The organism is Paraburkholderia sp. D1E (assembly GCF_052682275.1).
In genome coordinates this window covers 8,615,036-8,631,357 of record NZ_JBQYMB010000001.1, presented here as the reverse complement: position 1 = coordinate 8,631,357, position 16,322 = coordinate 8,615,036, and the positions used below count along the sequence as shown (strand labels likewise).

The 16,322-nt window shown below is 61.5% G+C and carries 16 protein-coding genes; 7 read left to right on the top strand and 9 right to left on the bottom strand.

Annotation, left to right across the window (positions count from 1 at the left end; all coding sequences use genetic code 11):
- Window positions 1–6: 6 nt before the first annotated feature.
- A complete protein-coding gene (locus ACUN0E_RS38840; protein WP_445569946.1) occupies window positions 7–414 on the top strand; it encodes an RNA-binding S4 domain-containing protein in 408 nt (135 codons plus the stop codon).
- Here ACUN0E_RS38840 and ACUN0E_RS38835 read toward each other — a convergent pair.
- The gene (locus ACUN0E_RS38835; protein ID WP_012431795.1) at window positions 386–547 is read right to left on the bottom strand and encodes a hypothetical protein; all 162 of its coding nucleotides are present in this window, start codon (window positions 545–547) and stop codon (window positions 386–388) included. The genes ACUN0E_RS38840 and ACUN0E_RS38835 overlap by 29 nt on opposite strands.
- 383 nt (window positions 548–930) lie before the next feature.
- Here ACUN0E_RS38835 and grpE point away from each other — a divergent pair, with 383 nt between their 5' ends.
- The 5 genes from grpE (at window position 931) to ACUN0E_RS38810 (ending at window position 7,562) form a co-directional block, all read left to right on the top strand.
- Window positions 931–1,515, top strand: coding sequence for a nucleotide exchange factor GrpE (gene grpE / locus ACUN0E_RS38830; protein ID WP_445569945.1), 585 nt, complete (start codon window positions 931–933; stop codon window positions 1,513–1,515).
- 47 nt (window positions 1,516–1,562) lie between these two features.
- On the top strand, window positions 1,563–2,000 hold the full coding sequence (locus ACUN0E_RS38825; RefSeq protein ID WP_445569944.1) for a thioredoxin family protein: 438 nt from the start codon (window positions 1,563–1,565) through the stop codon (window positions 1,998–2,000).
- A gap of 154 nt (window positions 2,001–2,154) precedes the next feature.
- On the top strand, window positions 2,155–4,107 hold the full coding sequence (gene dnaK, locus ACUN0E_RS38820) for a molecular chaperone DnaK (RefSeq protein ID WP_445569943.1): 1,953 nt from the start codon (window positions 2,155–2,157) through the stop codon (window positions 4,105–4,107).
- A gap of 266 nt (window positions 4,108–4,373) precedes the next feature.
- Entirely contained in the window at window positions 4,374–5,519 is a 1,146-nt protein-coding gene (dnaJ, locus tag ACUN0E_RS38815; protein WP_445569942.1) for a molecular chaperone DnaJ, read from the top strand.
- A gap of 24 nt (window positions 5,520–5,543) precedes the next feature.
- Window positions 5,544–7,562, top strand: a complete 2,019-nt coding sequence (locus tag ACUN0E_RS38810; protein ID WP_445569941.1) for a chorismate-binding protein — start codon at window positions 5,544–5,546, stop codon at window positions 7,560–7,562.
- 164 nt (window positions 7,563–7,726) lie between these two features.
- On the opposite strand, the gene panB is transcribed toward ACUN0E_RS38810, so the two are convergent.
- From panB to ACUN0E_RS38775, 7 genes are all read right to left on the bottom strand, one after another.
- Window positions 7,727–8,542, bottom strand: coding sequence for a 3-methyl-2-oxobutanoate hydroxymethyltransferase (gene panB, locus ACUN0E_RS38805; protein ID WP_445569940.1), 816 nt, complete (start codon window positions 8,540–8,542; stop codon window positions 7,727–7,729).
- A 36-nt stretch (window positions 8,543–8,578) separates the two neighbouring features.
- A complete protein-coding gene (locus ACUN0E_RS38800) occupies window positions 8,579–9,259 on the bottom strand; it encodes a deoxynucleoside kinase (protein ID WP_408225427.1) in 681 nt (226 codons plus the stop codon).
- The gene (folK, locus tag ACUN0E_RS38795; protein ID WP_408225430.1) at window positions 9,256–9,804 is read right to left on the bottom strand and encodes a 2-amino-4-hydroxy-6-hydroxymethyldihydropteridine diphosphokinase; all 549 of its coding nucleotides are present in this window, start codon (window positions 9,802–9,804) and stop codon (window positions 9,256–9,258) included. The genes ACUN0E_RS38800 and folK overlap by 4 nt, the downstream gene beginning before the upstream one ends.
- Window positions 9,805–9,852: 48 nt before the next feature.
- The gene (gene pcnB, locus ACUN0E_RS38790) at window positions 9,853–11,433 is read right to left on the bottom strand and encodes a polynucleotide adenylyltransferase PcnB (protein WP_445569939.1); all 1,581 of its coding nucleotides are present in this window, start codon (window positions 11,431–11,433) and stop codon (window positions 9,853–9,855) included.
- Window positions 11,430–12,116 carry a histidinol-phosphatase gene (locus tag ACUN0E_RS38785; RefSeq protein ID WP_408225436.1) on the bottom strand — a complete coding sequence of 229 codons (687 nt, stop codon included), beginning with the start codon at window positions 12,114–12,116 and terminating at the stop codon, window positions 11,430–11,432. The genes pcnB and ACUN0E_RS38785 overlap by 4 nt, the downstream gene beginning before the upstream one ends.
- A complete protein-coding gene (gene hda, locus ACUN0E_RS38780) occupies window positions 12,109–12,894 on the bottom strand; it encodes a DnaA regulatory inactivator Hda (RefSeq protein WP_445569938.1) in 786 nt (261 codons plus the stop codon). The genes ACUN0E_RS38785 and hda overlap by 8 nt, the downstream gene beginning before the upstream one ends.
- A gap of 93 nt (window positions 12,895–12,987) precedes the next feature.
- A complete protein-coding gene (locus ACUN0E_RS38775) occupies window positions 12,988–14,064 on the bottom strand; it encodes an AI-2E family transporter (RefSeq protein WP_408333108.1) in 1,077 nt (358 codons plus the stop codon).
- Between the two features lie 159 nt (window positions 14,065–14,223).
- Between ACUN0E_RS38775 and purM the strand changes: the two genes are divergently transcribed.
- Window positions 14,224–15,279 (top strand): phosphoribosylformylglycinamidine cyclo-ligase, encoded by a 1,056-nt coding sequence (gene purM / locus ACUN0E_RS38770; RefSeq protein ID WP_445569937.1) that lies wholly within the window; start codon window positions 14,224–14,226, stop codon window positions 15,277–15,279.
- Window positions 15,280–15,349: 70 nt separating this feature from the next.
- Here the strand turns inward: purM and miaA are convergent, their stop codons facing one another.
- A complete protein-coding gene (miaA, locus tag ACUN0E_RS38765; RefSeq protein ID WP_445569936.1) occupies window positions 15,350–16,297 on the bottom strand; it encodes a tRNA (adenosine(37)-N6)-dimethylallyltransferase MiaA in 948 nt (315 codons plus the stop codon).
- Window positions 16,298–16,322 lie beyond the last annotated feature (25 nt).

Genomic DNA, 16,322 nt, shown 5'->3' with positions numbered 1-16,322 from the left:
AGGCTCATGAATTACAGGATTTCAACTGAATCGGGCGCGAAGTTGCGCATCGACAAATGGCTGTGGGCGGCGCGCTTCTTCAAGACCCGCTCGCTGGCGGCGGACGCCGTCGACAAAGGACACGTACGCATCGGCGGTGCGAGCGTCAAGCCGGCCAAAGATGTGCGTGTCGGCGACCTCGTCGAGATCGAGATTGAGCGGATTGTGTGGCAGGTGGAAGTGCTGGGCGTTTGTGACGTGCGTGGCCCAGCCAGCATCGCGCAGACGCTTTATGCGGAGACCGAAGAGAGCAAGGTGAAGCGGCAGGTCGAGCAGGAGCGGCGCAAGACGTACCGCGAACCGGCTGCCGCTTTACACGGCAGACCGACCAAGCGCGACCGGCGCACTATCGACAAACTTTCAGGTGGGGATTGAACAGTTGTTCCATCGTCGCGTGCACACCGCCGTACTCGGTGGTGTGATCGTTGACGGCCCCGGACATGCAGATGGTCGTGGTGCCCGCGATCAGTACCAATGCGACCACCGATATTGCAAAGGTCAGTTTCACGGTACTCCCCTTGGGAAGATTCAGGATGGAAACAGGCTAATCAGATCAGGTGGAATTGCAGAATCTCGGTAAGGCTTACGTCAGGTTAGGGTTAACGTGTCTTTTCCGATGCTTTAATGGAGCATAGGCCACTTGCCGGGCGCACTCAATCTCAATCTGATTGCGGCGCAATAATGGTTGTAACCGGGCATTTCTGCCGCACGCTCGTGGTGCGAAAAATTCCGGGAGAGGCGCTTGAATTGGGCCTTTCCGGCCCCATCTGCCGTTTCGATATGCGTTAACGCATCAAGTTGTCTGTCGCTATTTTGCAACGCACCAATTGCGACAGTTTTTGAAGCGTTCCCGCCACCGTTAGCTTTAACTTTTTAACGACTTTCAGCGACATGGAAAACACGCAAGAGAACCCGACGAGCCAGAATCCCACGCCCGCCGACGAAACCGCGCGCCAGGCCGCCGAGGCCGCAGCATCCCAGCATGATGTGGCTGCAAACGCTGCTCCTGAAGCGCCGGCAACCGGTGCGGAAGCCGCATTGGCCGAAGCAGAAGCAAAGATCGTCGAGCTGCAGGAAAGCTTCCTGCGGGCAAAGGCTGAGACTGAGAACGTGCGCCGCCGCGCCCAGGAAGATGTCACCAAGGCCCACAAGTTCGCGATCGAAAGCTTCGCTGAGCATTTGCTGCCGGTGGTCGACAGCCTCGAAGCAGCGGTCGCCCATTCGTCCGACGACCTGCAAAAAGTGCGCGAAGGCGTCGAACTCACGCTGCGCCAGCTCAGCGGTGCGCTGGAGAAGGGCCGTGTCGTCGCCCTGAATCCGGTTGGCGAGAAGTTCGACCCGCACCGTCACCAGGCCATTTCGATGGTGCCGGCCGATCAGGAGCCGAACACGGTCGTTGCTGTGCTGCAAAAAGGTTTCGTGATCGCCGACCGCGTGCTGCGTCCGGCCCTCGTGACCGTCGCGGCGCCGAAGTAAGCATAACAAGCTGCGCTTATCAGCCGTTTCGCCTGACAGGTACCGTCATGGCCAACATTCCCGTCGACGCCACGGCGTTCACCGTCTTTGGCATGCAGGAGCTCAGCCCCGAGTCATTCGACGCGGGGCTCGCCGAAGCCGGTGATGAGCTGGCCGTGGTGTTTTTCTGGGGTCTCGACTGCTTCAACTGCGAGATCGCCAAAAAGGCGATGCTGGCTCAGCCGGACGCGATTCGTGCGCTCGGTCTCAGATGGTTTCACAGCAACGTCTACGAGCATCGCGAACTGGGCAGGCGTTTCATGCTTCACGGCGTGCCCACCTGGTTCTTCTTTTACCGAGGCAAACGGCTCGGCCGGGCAACCGGCTGGCACGGTCTTGGGCAGTTCGAGGCGGCGGTTGCGGCCGCGCGGGACAAGATCCGGGTGGCCAATGCGGTCGGTAGCGCGACAAATGGTGAAAAAAGCGGCAAAAGCGTGGCCGATTGAAAAAAATTAAAGACCGCATCGTAAAAGAGGTCTTGAAAACGATGCGGACGCACTTATGTTGAGTGCAGGTAGGAATTCAGAGCGGATCGCCGTACCGCCAGATGGGCAAAAAACGGCGATTCCCGCAGCGATCAAAGTCAGGAGATTAGTAAAAATGGGCAAAATCATCGGTATCGACCTCGGCACGACCAATTCGTGCGTGGCGATCATGGAAGGTAATTCGGTCAAAGTGATCGAGAACTCGGAAGGTGCGCGCACCACGCCGTCGATCATCGCTTACATGGAAGACGGCGAGATTCTCGTCGGCGCGCCGGCTAAGCGTCAGTCAGTCACGAACCCGCGTAACACGCTGTACGCCGTCAAGCGCCTGATCGGCCGCCGCTTCGAAGAAAAAGAAGTGCAGAAAGACATCGGTCTGATGCCGTACAAGATCATGAAGGCCGACAACGGCGACGCATGGGTCCAGGTGCGCGACGACAAGCTGGCTCCGCCGCAAATCTCGGCAGAAGTGCTGCGCAAGATGAAGAAGACCGCTGAAGACTACCTCGGCGAGCCGGTCACGGAAGCGGTGATTACGGTTCCCGCGTACTTCAACGACAGCCAGCGCCAGGCCACCAAAGACGCAGGCCGCATCGCCGGTCTGGAAGTAAAGCGGATCATCAACGAACCGACCGCAGCCGCTCTGGCATTCGGTCTGGACAAGGCCGAAAAGGGCGACCGCAAGATCGCGGTGTATGACCTCGGCGGCGGTACGTTCGACGTGTCGATCATCGAAATCGCTGACGTTGACGGTGAAATGCAGTTCGAAGTGCTGTCCACGAACGGCGACACGTTCCTCGGCGGTGAAGACTTCGACCAACGCATCATCGATTACATCATCGGCGAGTTCAAGAAGGAACAAGGTGTCGACCTGTCGAAAGACGTGCTCGCGCTGCAACGCCTGAAGGAATCGGCTGAAAAGGCGAAGATCGAACTGTCGTCGAGCCAGCAAACCGAAATCAACCTGCCGTACATCACGGCCGACGCATCGGGTCCGAAGCACTTGAACCTGAAGATCACGCGCGCCAAGCTGGAAGCGCTGGTCGAAGAACTGATCGACCGCACGATCGAACCGTGCCGTACGGCGATCAAGGACGCAGGCGTGAAGGTCGGCGAAATCGACGACGTGATTCTGGTCGGCGGGATGACCCGCATGCCGAAGGTGCAGGAAAAGGTTAAGGAATTCTTCGGCAAGGATCCGCGCCGTGACGTGAACCCTGACGAAGCCGTGGCTGTTGGCGCCGCGATTCAAGGCCAGGTTCTGTCGGGTGACCGTACGGACGTTCTGCTACTCGACGTGACCCCGCTGTCGCTCGGTATCGAAACGCTCGGCGGCGTGATGACGAAGATGATCAACAAGAACACCACGATCCCGACCAAGCATGCACAGGTCTACTCGACGGCTGATGACAATCAGGGCGCCGTGACGATCAAGGTGTTCCAGGGCGAACGCGAAATGGCAGCGGGCAACAAGCTGCTGGGCGAGTTCAACCTTGAAGGCATTCCGCCGGCACCGCGCGGCACGCCGCAGATCGAAGTGAGCTTCGACATCGACGCGAACGGTATCCTGCACGTCGGCGCGAAAGACAAGGCGACCGGCAAGGAAAACCGCATCACGATCAAGGCGAATTCGGGTCTGTCCGAAGCCGAAATCGAAAAGATGGTGAAGGACGCCGAAGCCAACGCGGAAGAAGATCACAAGCTGCGTGAGTTGGCCGATGCCCGCAACCAGGGCGACGCGCTGGTCCACAGCACGAAGAAGGCGCTCACCGAATACGGCGACAAGCTGGACGCCGCCGAGAAGGAAACGATCGAAACCGCGCTGAAGGACCTCGAAGAAACGCTGAAGAGCGGTTCGAGCGACAAGGCAGCGATCGAAGCCAAGATCGAAGTGGTGGCCACGGCCTCGCAGAAGATGGGCGAGAAGATGTACGCCGACATGCAGGCTGCGCAAGGTGCCGAAGCTGCGGCAGCGGGCGCGGCAGGTGCGGGTGCATCGGCGGGTGGCGCGAGCCAGCAGCAGGACGACGTGGTCGACGCTGATTTCAAGGAAGTGAAGAAAGACTAAAGCCGGGTCGCAACTTGACCGTAAAGCCGCGCACAGCGATGTGCGCGGCCTGGCTGCAAAACGGTTTGCTCCCATCCGGGTGCATGAACCTGCAAAGCGGTTATCGCGCCTGGTGAGCCTTTTTGGGCTCTCCGGGCACATTTGTTTTATGGAGGGCGTTGTTTGAACCGCGTCAAAACGGTGTGAACAGCGGCCGGACGAGTCGCAAGACTCCAGCATTCAAGAGGAGCCACCGCGCCCCATTGCGCGAGTGGCGTTGAACCGATATGGCGAAACGGGATTACTACGAGGTTCTGGGCGTCGCAAAGAACGCGAGCGACGACGAAATCAAGAAGGCTTATCGCAAGCTTGCGATGAAGCACCACCCCGACCGTAATCCGGGCAACAAGGATGCGGAAGAGCATTTCAAAGAGGTGAAGGAAGCCTATGAAATGCTGTCGGACTCGCAAAAGCGTGCTGCGTACGATCAGTACGGCCACGCGGGTGTCGATCCGAACATGGGCGGAGCCGGTGCGCAAGGCTTCGGCGGTTTTGCCGATGCGTTCGGCGATATTTTCGGCGACATCTTCGGCCAGGCGGCCGGCGGTGCCGCACGCGGCGGCGGTGGCGGCCGTGCCGGCCCGCAGGTGTATCGCGGTGCCGATCTGCGCTACAGCATGGAAATCACGCTGGAACAGGCCGCGCACGGCTACGACACGCAGATTCGCGTGCCGAGCTGGGTGTCGTGTGAAATCTGTCACGGTTCGGGCGCGAAGCCCGGCACCAAGCCGGAAACCTGCCCGACCTGTAGCGGTTCGGGTTCGGTGCGGATGTCGCAAGGCTTTTTCAGCATCCAGCAGACCTGCCCGAAGTGCCATGGCACCGGCACCTATATCCCTGAACCGTGCGGCCATTGCCACGGCGCGGGCAAGGTGAAGGAAACCAAGACACTGGAAGTGAAGATCCCGGCAGGTATCGACGACGGCATGCGCATCCGCTCGGCCGGCAACGGTGAGCCGGGCATCAACGGCGGTCCGTCGGGCGATCTGTACGTCGAGATTCACATCAAGCAACACTCGGTGTTCGAACGCGACGGCGACGACCTGCATTGCCAGATGCCGATTCCGTTCACCACGGCGGCACTCGGCGGCGAAATCGAAGTGCCGACCCTCGCGGGCCGCGCGAGCTTCACGGTGCCGGAAGGCACGCAGTCGGGCAAAACGTTCCGTCTGCGTGGCAAGGGTATCAAGGGGCTGCGTTCCAGCATTGCCGGCGATCTGTACGTGCACGTGCAAGTCGAAACGCCGGTCAAGCTCACCGAGCCGCAGCGCGAGTTGCTTCAGCAATTCGAGAAGGCGCTCGTGGAAGGCGGTGCGCGACATAGCCCGCAGAGCAAGAGCTGGTTTGATCGGGTGAAGAGCTTCTTCGATTAATAGCGGTTTGATTTGGTGGTCAGCATGACGGCAGATGAGCGCGACGCAGTTTTCGCGTTGCTCGACGATTGCGACGCGACGGCGGCGCGTCGTTCGAGTCGTCTGTACACGGGTTTTGTGCACGAACGGGCTTGCGCGGATGCCGCGCAACTCGAAGCCGTGTGCGAGACCGTAGCCGCGGATACACAGCGTGGTTTGCATGCCGTTGTGCTCGCCGATTATGAGTTTGGCCGGCATCTTCTCGACGGCGGCCTTGCTCACCGGGCATTACAAGAAACGCAGCTTGGCGATGCCACGCTGCGTTTTTTATTGTTTGAACGTTGCGAGAAACTGTCACGCGACGAGGTGGACGTGTGGCTCATGGAACGCGACGGCGGCGCGGCCGAGGCGTCGGTGGCGGGCACGGCGAACGTGCGCGCAAGCGTCGATCCTAAGCAATTCAATGAAGCGATCGACGCAATCCATGCCTCCCTGCGCGCGGGCGATTCTTATCAGGTCAACTACACGTACCGGCTTGGTTTCGATGTATTCGGCTCACCGACCGCACTTTATCGACGTCTGCGTGCCCGTCAGCCGGTTCCGTACGGTGCGCTGATCGCGTTATCGGGCGGCAGTTGGGTGTTGTCGTGCTCGCCGGAGCTGTTCATCGAGAAGGAAGGCGTCATGTTGCGCGCCCGGCCGATGAAAGGCACGGCGCCGCGATCATCCGATCCCGTGACCGATCGGCATGCCGCCGAGTTCCTTGCAAACGACCCGAAGAATCGCGCTGAAAACGTGATGATCGTCGACTTGCTGCGCAACGATCTGTCGCGCGTGGCGCAAACGGGCTCGGTCAATGTGCCGGCGCTGTTTTCGGTCGAGCCGTATACGTCGGTTTGGCAGATGACGTCGACGGTGCATGCGACGCTGCGCGCCGGCACATCTTTCGCCGGGATCATGCGCGCACTATTTCCATGCGGCTCGATCACCGGTGCGCCGAAGCATCGCACGATGCAGTTGATCGAGGAGCTGGAAAGCACGCCGCGGGGCCTTTACACGGGCGCGATCGGTTGGCTGGACGCTCCTGCGACTACCGTCGATGTCGTTGCTGCTTCTGACGCCCCTGGCGTCTCAGACGATGCCACCGCTGCCATCGATGCTGCTGTAGTCCCAGTTGCCGCCACCGCCCCTACGGCCATCGCTGCCAATACGCGCTCAGCGACTGCAAGCGAAAACACCTGCGGTGACTTCTGCCTATCCGTCGCAATCCGCACATTGACCTTAAGCCCGACCCCGCAGTCGGGTGAACTGCAAGGCAAGATGGGCGTCGGCGCGGGCATCGTGCTCGACAGCGTTGCCGCGGACGAATATGCGGAGTGCCAATTGAAGGCCAGCTTTCTGACCGGTGCCGAACCGGGTTTCGAACTCTTCGAAACGATGTATGCGACGCGAGAAGAGGGCGTGCGGCATCTATCGCGCCATCTCGCGCGACTCTCAGCGAGTGCCGCGACGCTGGGTTTCAAACTCGACGGCGAAAACGAAATTCAAGCACAAATCGCGGAGAAATGTACGGCGTTGGCGGCGCAAACCCCACACCGCATGCGCCTCGCGTTGAGCAAAAGCGGCACGGTACAAATAACCACAGCGGTTCTGACGCCACTGGCCGGTTCGACCGTCGGCGTGCTGCTTGGGCCGGACCACGCGTTCCCCGCGATGGACGCCAACGATCCGCTGCTGCGCCATAAAACCACCCGCCGCGCTGAATACGATTGCGGCTGGCGCGAAGCTGAAGCGAAGGGTGCTTTCGACACATTGTTTTTTAACGAGCGCGGCGAGTTGACCGAAGGGGGCCGGTCGAACGTATTTGTGAAGCTGGCGGGGCAGTGGTGGACGCCGCCGTTAAAGTCAGGTGTGCTGCCTGGGATCATGCGGGGTGTGCTGCTGGAGGATACCGGTCTTCACGCGGCTGAACGCGTGCTGACACGAGTTGATGTGCTGAATGCGGAAGCGCTGCTGGTATGCAACGCCCTGCGAGGTGCAGTACCGGCGCACGTGCTGGACTAAGAAAGGGCCAAGGCTAAAGCTGAAGGCGCGCCGCGCTACCGGTCTTGAGAGCGTTGCGTGCCGCCGTAGCCGCTCAACGGTGCCAGGTTCTCAGGCGATATCAGACGGGTCCCAAACAGGCGCAACTGCGCCCGCTCGATGGAGTCCGCTATCAGATCACGTGTTCAGAACGTGTGCTCCGGACCGGGGAACGAGCCGTCCTTCACGGCGCGGACATACGTTTCCACTGCAGCCTGGATGTTCGGCTGTCCCTGCATGAAATCCTTCACAAAGCGCGGCCGTTTGCCGGGGAAAATCCCCAGCATGTCGTGCAGCACCAGCACCTGACCCGAGCAGTCCAGGCCCGCGCCGATGCCGATCGTCGGAATCCGCAATTGCTTCGTGACTTCGCTCCCGAGCAGCGTCGGAATCGCTTCGATCACGATCAATTGGGCACCCGCATTCTGCACGGCAAGCGCGTCGCGCAGTACCTGGCTCGCGCCGGCGTCGGTTTTGCCCTGCACCTTGAAGCCGCCGAACGCGTGCACCGATTGCGGCGTCAGACCGACGTGCGCGCACACCGGAATCGACCGTTCGACCAGAAAGCGCACCGTGTCCGCGAGCCACTCACCGCCCTCGAGCTTCACCATCTGGGCGCCGGCGCGCATGAGTTCCACCGAGCTCCTGAAGGCGTCCTGCGGCGTGCCGTATGTGCCGAACGGCAGGTCAGCTACCACCAGCGCCGAGGGCTTGACCCGTGCGACGCTCGCCGTGTGATACGCGATGTCGGTAAGCGATACCGGCAGCGTCGTCGTCTGGCCTTGCAGCACATTGCCGAGCGAGTCACCGATCAGCAGCACGTCGACGCCCGCGCGATCCAGCAGCGCAGCGAAGCTCGCGTCGTAGCAGGTCAGCATGGCGATCTTTTCGCCGGCATCGCGCATTGCCTGCAGTTTCGGCACGGTGATGGCGTTCCGGCTCGCTTCCTGCAAATAGGTCATGGGGAAATCCGTTGGAAAAAAGAGAGGCCGCGCCGCTTAAAGCGACGTGCCTTTGACAAAGAATTCCTTGCGGCCGCGCATCGTTTCGATGCGTTCAGTAAGTAGCGCAAGGTCCGCGTCCGAGTCGAGCGGATTTAGATGTTCAGCGTTGACCGTCAGCACGGGCGCACGGTCGTAGTGATAGAAAAACTCGTTGTAGGCGTCGCAGAGCGCATGCAGATAGGCATCGGAGATCTGCAATTCCATTGGCACGGCGCGCTTCTGGATGCGTGCGAACAGCACTTCAGGACTGGCTTGCAGATAGACCACGAAATCCGGCGCCGGTGCGCTCACGTCGAGTCGTGCGGCGAGGGCGCGATACAACTGCCACTCGTCTTCCTGCAGCGTCAGACGCGCGAAGATGTCGTTCTTCTGCGTCATGAAATCGGCGATAAGCGATGTGCCCGCCACATGCGCGGCCACCACTTCCTGGGCCTGCTGCGCGCGCTGCAAGGCGAAATGCAATTGCGCGGGCAACGCATAACGCGCGGTGTCGCGATAAAAGCGTTCGAGAAAGGGATTGTCCTGTGGCCGCTCGAACAGTTCCTGCATCGACCAGCGCTGGGCGAGCCGCCGTGCGAGTGAGGTCTTGCCGACGCCGATCGGCCCTTCGATCGCGAGATAGCCGAAGGGCGGCCGTAATTGCGGCGCGGTGACGGTGAGTGGCGGCGAATTCATTCGCAATGGCCCTTGTCCCCGGCAGGGGCGCCGGCGGTCAATGCATTGAGCATTGGACACTGGCAGGGGCCCTTCACCTTTTCGATGCGTTGATCGCTCACGCCGTCAAGCAGGGCCTCGGCACGGCCGTGTTGCGGGATGATCAGTGCGGCGTCGATCTCGACCAGCGGCACGAGTGCAAAGGCGCGTTCGATCAAACGCGGATGCGGCACGATCAGATCGGCTTCGTCGATCGATTGATCGCCGAATAGCAGAATGTCCAGATCGAGCGTGCGCGGTGCGTTGCGAAACGGCCGCTCACGGCCGAACTGATGCTCGATCTTGTGGCACAGCGCGAGCAGATGCCGCACGGGGAGCGTCGTCTCGACCTTCACGACGCAGTTGAAATAATCGTCGCCGCCCGCGTTGATCGGGGCGGTGCGATACAGGCTCGACTTGGCGAGCACGTTGATGGTGTGCTGTTGTGCCAGACACACCACCGCGTCTTTCAGGGTCTGGCGCGCGTCCCCGAGATTCGCGCCGAGGCCGAGATAAGCAACCGTCATGGCATAACTTCCTGCGACTATCGTTCGACGGCTTCAGCCAACACCGCGTCAGTCTTCGTGCGAGCCGTCATGGCCCGCGTCGTTGGCTGTGCGTTCTGGCGAACCGCCCTCCATTCCGTCGCCCGGTTTGCGGGTCCTGGCGCCACTGCTGCGCCGCCGTCGTTTTCTGGGGCTTCGGTCCCTCCCGCCTTGCGTGAGCAATGTCTCACGCGCAGCGACGTCTCCTTCTATGAACTCCGTCCACCACGCACCGACCGACTCATCGAGTTCGCCCGATTCGCAGCGCAACAGGAGGAAATCATACCCCGCTCTAAATCTTTGGTGTTCCAGCAGCTTTAGCGCGCTTCTTCCCGAGCGTTTTTCGAGGCGCAACTGCAGGCCCCAGATCTCGCGCATATCCGACGAAAAGCGCTTGTGGATCGCGAGCTTCTCGGTTTGCATGTCGAGGACTTCGTCCATTGCGCGATGCAGGGCCGGAACCGGATATTCGCCGTTCGCTTCAAATTGTTGCCAGCGCGTCTGTACGTCGTGCCACAGCAGGGTGGCGAACAGGAAGCCCGGCGAAACCGGCTTGCCGGCGCGCACGCGGGAGTCCGTATTGGTCAGCGCGAGCGTGATGAATTTCTCGCCGATCGGCTGCTCCAGCACCACGTCCAGCAGCGGTAGCAGGCCATGATGCAGGCCTTCCCGGCGCAGACGTTTCAAACAGGCAAGCGCGTGACCCGACAGCATCAGCTTGAGCATCTCGTCGAACAGACGCGCGGCCGGCACGTTGTTGATCAGATCGGCCATGTTGGCGATCGGTGCGCGGGTCGTGTCTTCGATCTCGAAGTCGAGCTTGGCGGCAAAACGCACTACGCGCAGCATGCGCACCGGGTCTTCGCGATAGCGCGTGGCCGGGTCGCCGATCATGCGCAACAGACGCGCGCGCATGTCGGCCATGCCGTTGTGATAGTCCAGCACGGTTTGCGTGGCCGGATCGTAGTACATCGCGTTAATCGTGAAGTCGCGGCGGGTGGCGTCTTCGTGCTGCTCGCCCCAGACGTTGTCGCGCAGTACGCGGCCGCTTGCATCCACCGCATGCGTGCGGCGGTCGAGCTCGTCACGCTTGAGACGGCGCGGCGGCGCGGCGTCGGCTGCGGGTGGATCGACCAGCGCGCGGAATGTCGAGGTTTCGATGATTTCCTGGCCGAACTGCACGTGCACGATCTGAAACCGGCGGCCGATGATGCGCGCGCGGCGGAACAGCTTCTGCACCTGTTCCGGGGTGGCGTCGGTCGCAACGTCGAAGTCTTTCGGCTTGATGCCGAGCAGCAGATCGCGCACCGCACCGCCGACGATAAACGCGCGATGCCCGGCTTCCTGCAGACCTTCGGTGACGCGAATCGCGTTTCTCGAGATCAGCGATTGATCGATACCGTGCACGTCGTGCGGAATGATGATCGGCACGTCGGGGTCCCGCACGGCTTTGACGGCCGGCCGGGCCGGTTTGCGGCGCGCTTTGCTGGCGCCAGACGCGTTGCGTGCCGGTGCCTCGCCGGCTTCGTCTGATTCGGCTTCGGCGGGCGTGGTGTTGTCAGCGGGCGCCGAGTCCTGGCCGAATAGCTTGCGTATAAGTTTTTTGATCACGAGGGTTGAAAGAGTTCGAGGATGCGCCAGCCTTTGGCCTGCGCATGGGCGCGCAATGTGTCGTCGGGATTGGTCGCGATCGGATCTGTGACCTTTTCGAGCAGCGGGATGTCGTTGTGCGAGTCGCTATAGAAATAGCTGTGCTCGAAGTCGCTCCAGGTCTTGCCAAGCGATGCCAGCCACGCCTCGGTACGGATGATCTTGCCTTCTTTGTAGCTGGGCGTGCCGGTGGGGCGGCCGGTGTACGGCGAATGCGGCTGGCCGTCGACGGTTTCCGCCTCGCAGGCGATCAGCGCATCGACACCGAACGCCTGAGCGATCGGGCGGGTGATGAATTCGTTGGTCGCCGTGACCACGCAGCAGAGATCGCCGGCTTCACGGTGCTCCCTGACCAGTTCCAGCGCGACCGGAAAGATCGCCGGTTTGATCACTTCATGCATGTATTGGGCGTGAAGATCGGCGAGTTGCGCACGCGTGTACTTGGCGAGCGGCGTGAGCATGGCGATCAGATAAGCATGAATGTCGAGCTTGCCGGCTTTGTAGTCGGCGAAAAAGCGGTCGTTTTCACGGGCGAAATTTTCGGCGTCGACCATGCCTTGTTTCACCATGAAGCGGCCCCATTCGTGGTCGCTGTCGGTGGGAATGAGCGTGTGATCGAGGTCGAAGAGTGCGAGATTAGCCATGGGGGCCTATTTTACTTGAAGCGGCGTCGGGGGACGCAGATGAAGCGGCTGCCGACACGGATGAGGCGGGCGCGGTTCGCCGTTCATCGGCGTCGGGCGAGGCCAGCATGGTGCGCAGGAGCGGCAGCGTGACCGCGCGTTTCTGTTCGAGCGAGAAGCGGTCGAGCGCGTCGAGCAACGCCATCAGGCTCGGCATATCGCGGCGAAAATGTGTCAGCAGGTAGGCCGGGACGTCGTCGGCAAGCATGATGCCGCGCTCACGCGCCGCGTGTTTCAGCACCGCGGCTTTGCCTTCGTCCGGCAGCGGCGCGAGGTGAAACACGAGCCCCCAGCCGAGGCGCGTGCGCAGATCTTCGCGCACTGTCATGCCGATCGGCGGCGCGTTGCCCGCGGCGACGAGCGCGCTGGTGGGGTGCGCGCGCACTTCGTTGAACAGGTTGAACACGGCAATCTGCTGCGCCGCGGACAGGCTGTCGCAATCGTCGATCGCATACAGCGCGACGCGCGGGTCGAACGTGAAGGCGGCGAGGCTGCTTTGTGGACCGGCAAAGCGTGCATGACCCGGCGGCGCTTCGTGGACCAGCGCCTGCAGCAGATGTGTGCGGCCGCTGCCGGCTTCGCCCCAGATGTAGAAGGTGCGATCGGCCACCGGCCCGGCCGCGAGCGCGGTATCGAGCTCGCGCAGCCGCGTGACCAGCTCGGCGTTGGCGCCAGAGAAGAAATTGTCGAATGTCGATGGCGGCGGGGTGCCGAGATCGAGCGTCAGTTGACGAAGCACAGTAAGTTAATGCCGAAAATGAGGCTTAGGCCGCAAATGGCCCAGACTTCGGGCCCTAAAACGTGAATGGACAGTCAGTGAGCAGTCAGTGACTCAGTTGTTGTAAAGCGTGCTTTCCAGGTAGCTTTGACGCAACTCGCGCATCGCTACCGACAGAATGGCGCTGACCGGCAGCGCCAGCAACACGCCGAAAAAGCCGAACAGTTGACCGAACGCGAGCAACGCGAAGATTACCGCGAGCGGGTGCAGGCCAATCCGTTCGCCGACGAGGCGCGGCGTGAGATAAAAGCTCTCCACGATCTGGCCGACGCCGTAAATCAACGCGACCGCGCCGAAGCCGTACCAGTCGCCGAACTGCAGCAGTGCCGCGAGCAGCGCCAGCGCGAGACCGGTTGCAAAACCGATATACGGAATGAACACCGCGAGGCCCGTGAAAATACCCACCGGCAGCGCGATTTCGAAGCCGGCGATGGTCAGCGCAATCGCATAATAGACTGCGAGCACCCCCATCACGAGCAACTGGCCGCGCAGGTATTGCGACAGCATCTGGTCCATGTCGCGCGCGAGTTGCAGCGTCTTGTCGAGCCAGCGGCGCGGCACCACGATCTGCATGCGGGCGAGCATGCGGTTCCAGTCGTATAGCAGATAAAACAGCACGAGCGGCACCAGCACGGCGTTGCCGACCACCGTCATCATCACGTTGCCGCTGGTGCGGATGTAGGTCCATGCATACAGCGCGACGGTTTGCGCGCTGCCTTCCAGCTGCCCCATCACGAGATCGCGGATACTGGCGAAATCGAGCGAGTCGGCGAGGCCCAGCATGGCGAGCTTGGGTTGCAGCCAGGCGCTGACATGCGCGAAGAAAACCGGCACCTGTTGCCGCAACTGCGGACCTTCTTTCTGGATGACGGCCAGCACCAGCAGCACGAGCAGCGTCATTACCAACGAGAAGAGCAGCATCATCAGCAAGGCGGCGAGTCCGCGCGGCACACGCCGGCGCACCATCCACGCGACGCCCGGTTGCAGAATGTACGCGAGAATGGCACCGAGCAGGAACGGCGTGAGGACCGGACTCAGTAGCCAGAGCAGAATGCCGACGCCCAGCGCGATCGCCAGCCAGATGAAGGCGCGGCGCTGCACAGGCGTCAGGATCGAGGGGTTCTGTTGCAAAGTTGTTTCCCAGGTGTCGTCCCGACCGGAAGATTCAGGATGATTCAAATTCCAGCCAGACGGCCGGCAACTCTGTATGGGACCAGAGTAAGCGCTGAAGCGCCAACTCTGGTCGGCATCGGGTAAAATCGCATTTTACCGACCTTCTTGCCCTTCCCCATGAATCAACCGAAATCCGCCCCTGACGCCCAAGGGTTGTCGTATCGCGACGCCGGCGTGGACATCGACGCGGGCGACGCCCTTGTTGACGCGATCAAGCCCTTTGCCAAAAAGACGATGCGCGACGGCGTGCTGGGCGGCATCGGCGGGTTTGGCGCGCTGTTTGAAGTGCCGAAGAAGTACAAGGAACCGGTGCTGGTGTCGGGCACGGACGGTGTCGGCACCAAGCTGCGCCTCGCGTTTCAACTGAACAAACACGACACCGTCGGCCAGGATCTGGTGGCGATGAGCGTGAACGACATTCTGGTGCAAGGCGCAGAGCCGCTGTTCTTCCTCGATTATTTCGCTTGCGGCAAGCTGGACGTCGCTACGGCGGCAACGGTCGTGAAGGGTATCGCGTATGGCTGCGAATTGTCCGGCTGCGCGCTGATCGGTGGCGAGACGGCTGAAATGCCGGGCATGTATCCGGACGGTGAATACGATCTGGCCGGTTTTGCGGTCGGTGCGGTAGAAAAGAGCAAGATTATCGACGGCAGCACGATCGCCCCGGGCGACGTGGTGCTGGGTCTGGCTTCCAGCGGTATCCATTCGAATGGTTTTTCGCTGGTGCGCAAGATCATCGAGCGCGCGCAGCCTGATCTGAATGCGGATTTTGATGGCCGCTCGCTGGCCGATGCGCTGATGGCGCCGACGCATATTTATGTGAAGCCTTTGCTGGCCTTGATGCAGCAGATCGCTGTGAAGGGTATGGCGCACATCACCGGGGGGGGGCTGGTCGAAAATATTCCCCGCGTTTTGCGCGAAGGTCTGACGGCTGAGCTGGATCACCGTGGCTGGCCGATGCCGCCGCTGTTCTCGTGGCTGCAGAAGCACGGCGGCGTGGCGGATGCGGAAATGCACCGCGTGTTCAACTGCGGGATCGGGATGGCGGTGGTTGTGTCTGCTGCTGATGCTGACGCAGCGATCGGCCTGTTGTCGGCTGCCGGTGAACAGGTCTGGAAGATCGGCGTGATTCGCGAAAGCGCGGCCGGCGAAGCTCAGACGGTAGTGGTCTAACCAGCCAGCCTGACCAAGGGCTGGTTTGCCTGCGCGGTGTATAGAAAAAACGCCGCGCGGGTAAAAAACCTCAAATCAACGTTTCAATCAAGCTGACGACCTGCGCAGTCGCGTTGGGATCGCAGCAATCAACAACAACCCGCTCTGTCATGCTGCGCAACCACGTGAGTTGCCGCTTGCACAATTGCCGGGTAGCAAAGACCCCCTTATCCCGCATGGTCGAATAATCGACCGCTCCGTCGAGATATTCCCAGACCTGCCGATATCCCACGCAGCGCATGGACGGCATCTCGGGCGACAAATCCCCGCGTTCGCGCAATCTCACCACTTCGTCGATAAAACCATCGGCCAGCATTGCATCGAAGCGCTTTTCGATGCGCGCGTGCAGCACGCTCCGGTCGGAAGGCTCCAACGCAATAGGCACGAAGCGCCACGCTGAAGCGGCGTCATCCGTTCGAGCGGGGGCGGCCAGCAAAGCGGACATCGCTTGCCCAGTCAGCATGAAAACTTCGAGCGCCCGCTGAATCCGCTGCGAATCGTTCGGTGCGAGGCGTGCAGCCGTAATCGGATCGACAGCGGCAAGCCGCGCGTGCATAGCAGGCCAGCCATCACGTGCGGCGTCGGTATCGAGCGTCGCACGCACGTCGGCATCGGCGGCCGGCAGGTCATTCAGCCCCTGTGTGAGCGCTTTGTAGTACAGCATCGTTCCGCCGACCAATAACGGCAGCCGCCCGCGCGCGCTGATCTCGCCGATCAGGCGCAACGCGTCGCTGCGAAATTCCGCCGCCGAATACGCGTCCGCCGGATCGACGATATCGATCAGATGATGCGGCGCCACCGCGCGTTCTTCAGCCGTCGGCTTGGCCGTGCCGATATCCATCTCGCGATAGACCAATGCCGAATCGACGCTGATGATTTCCACTGGGCGCCGTGTGGCCAGCGTCAGCGCGGCAGCGGTTTTGCCGGATGCGGTCGGGCCCAACAGGCAGGGGATCGGCGGGGGCGTGCGTGAAGTCATGGAGAAGACGGCGCACGCCGGAGAA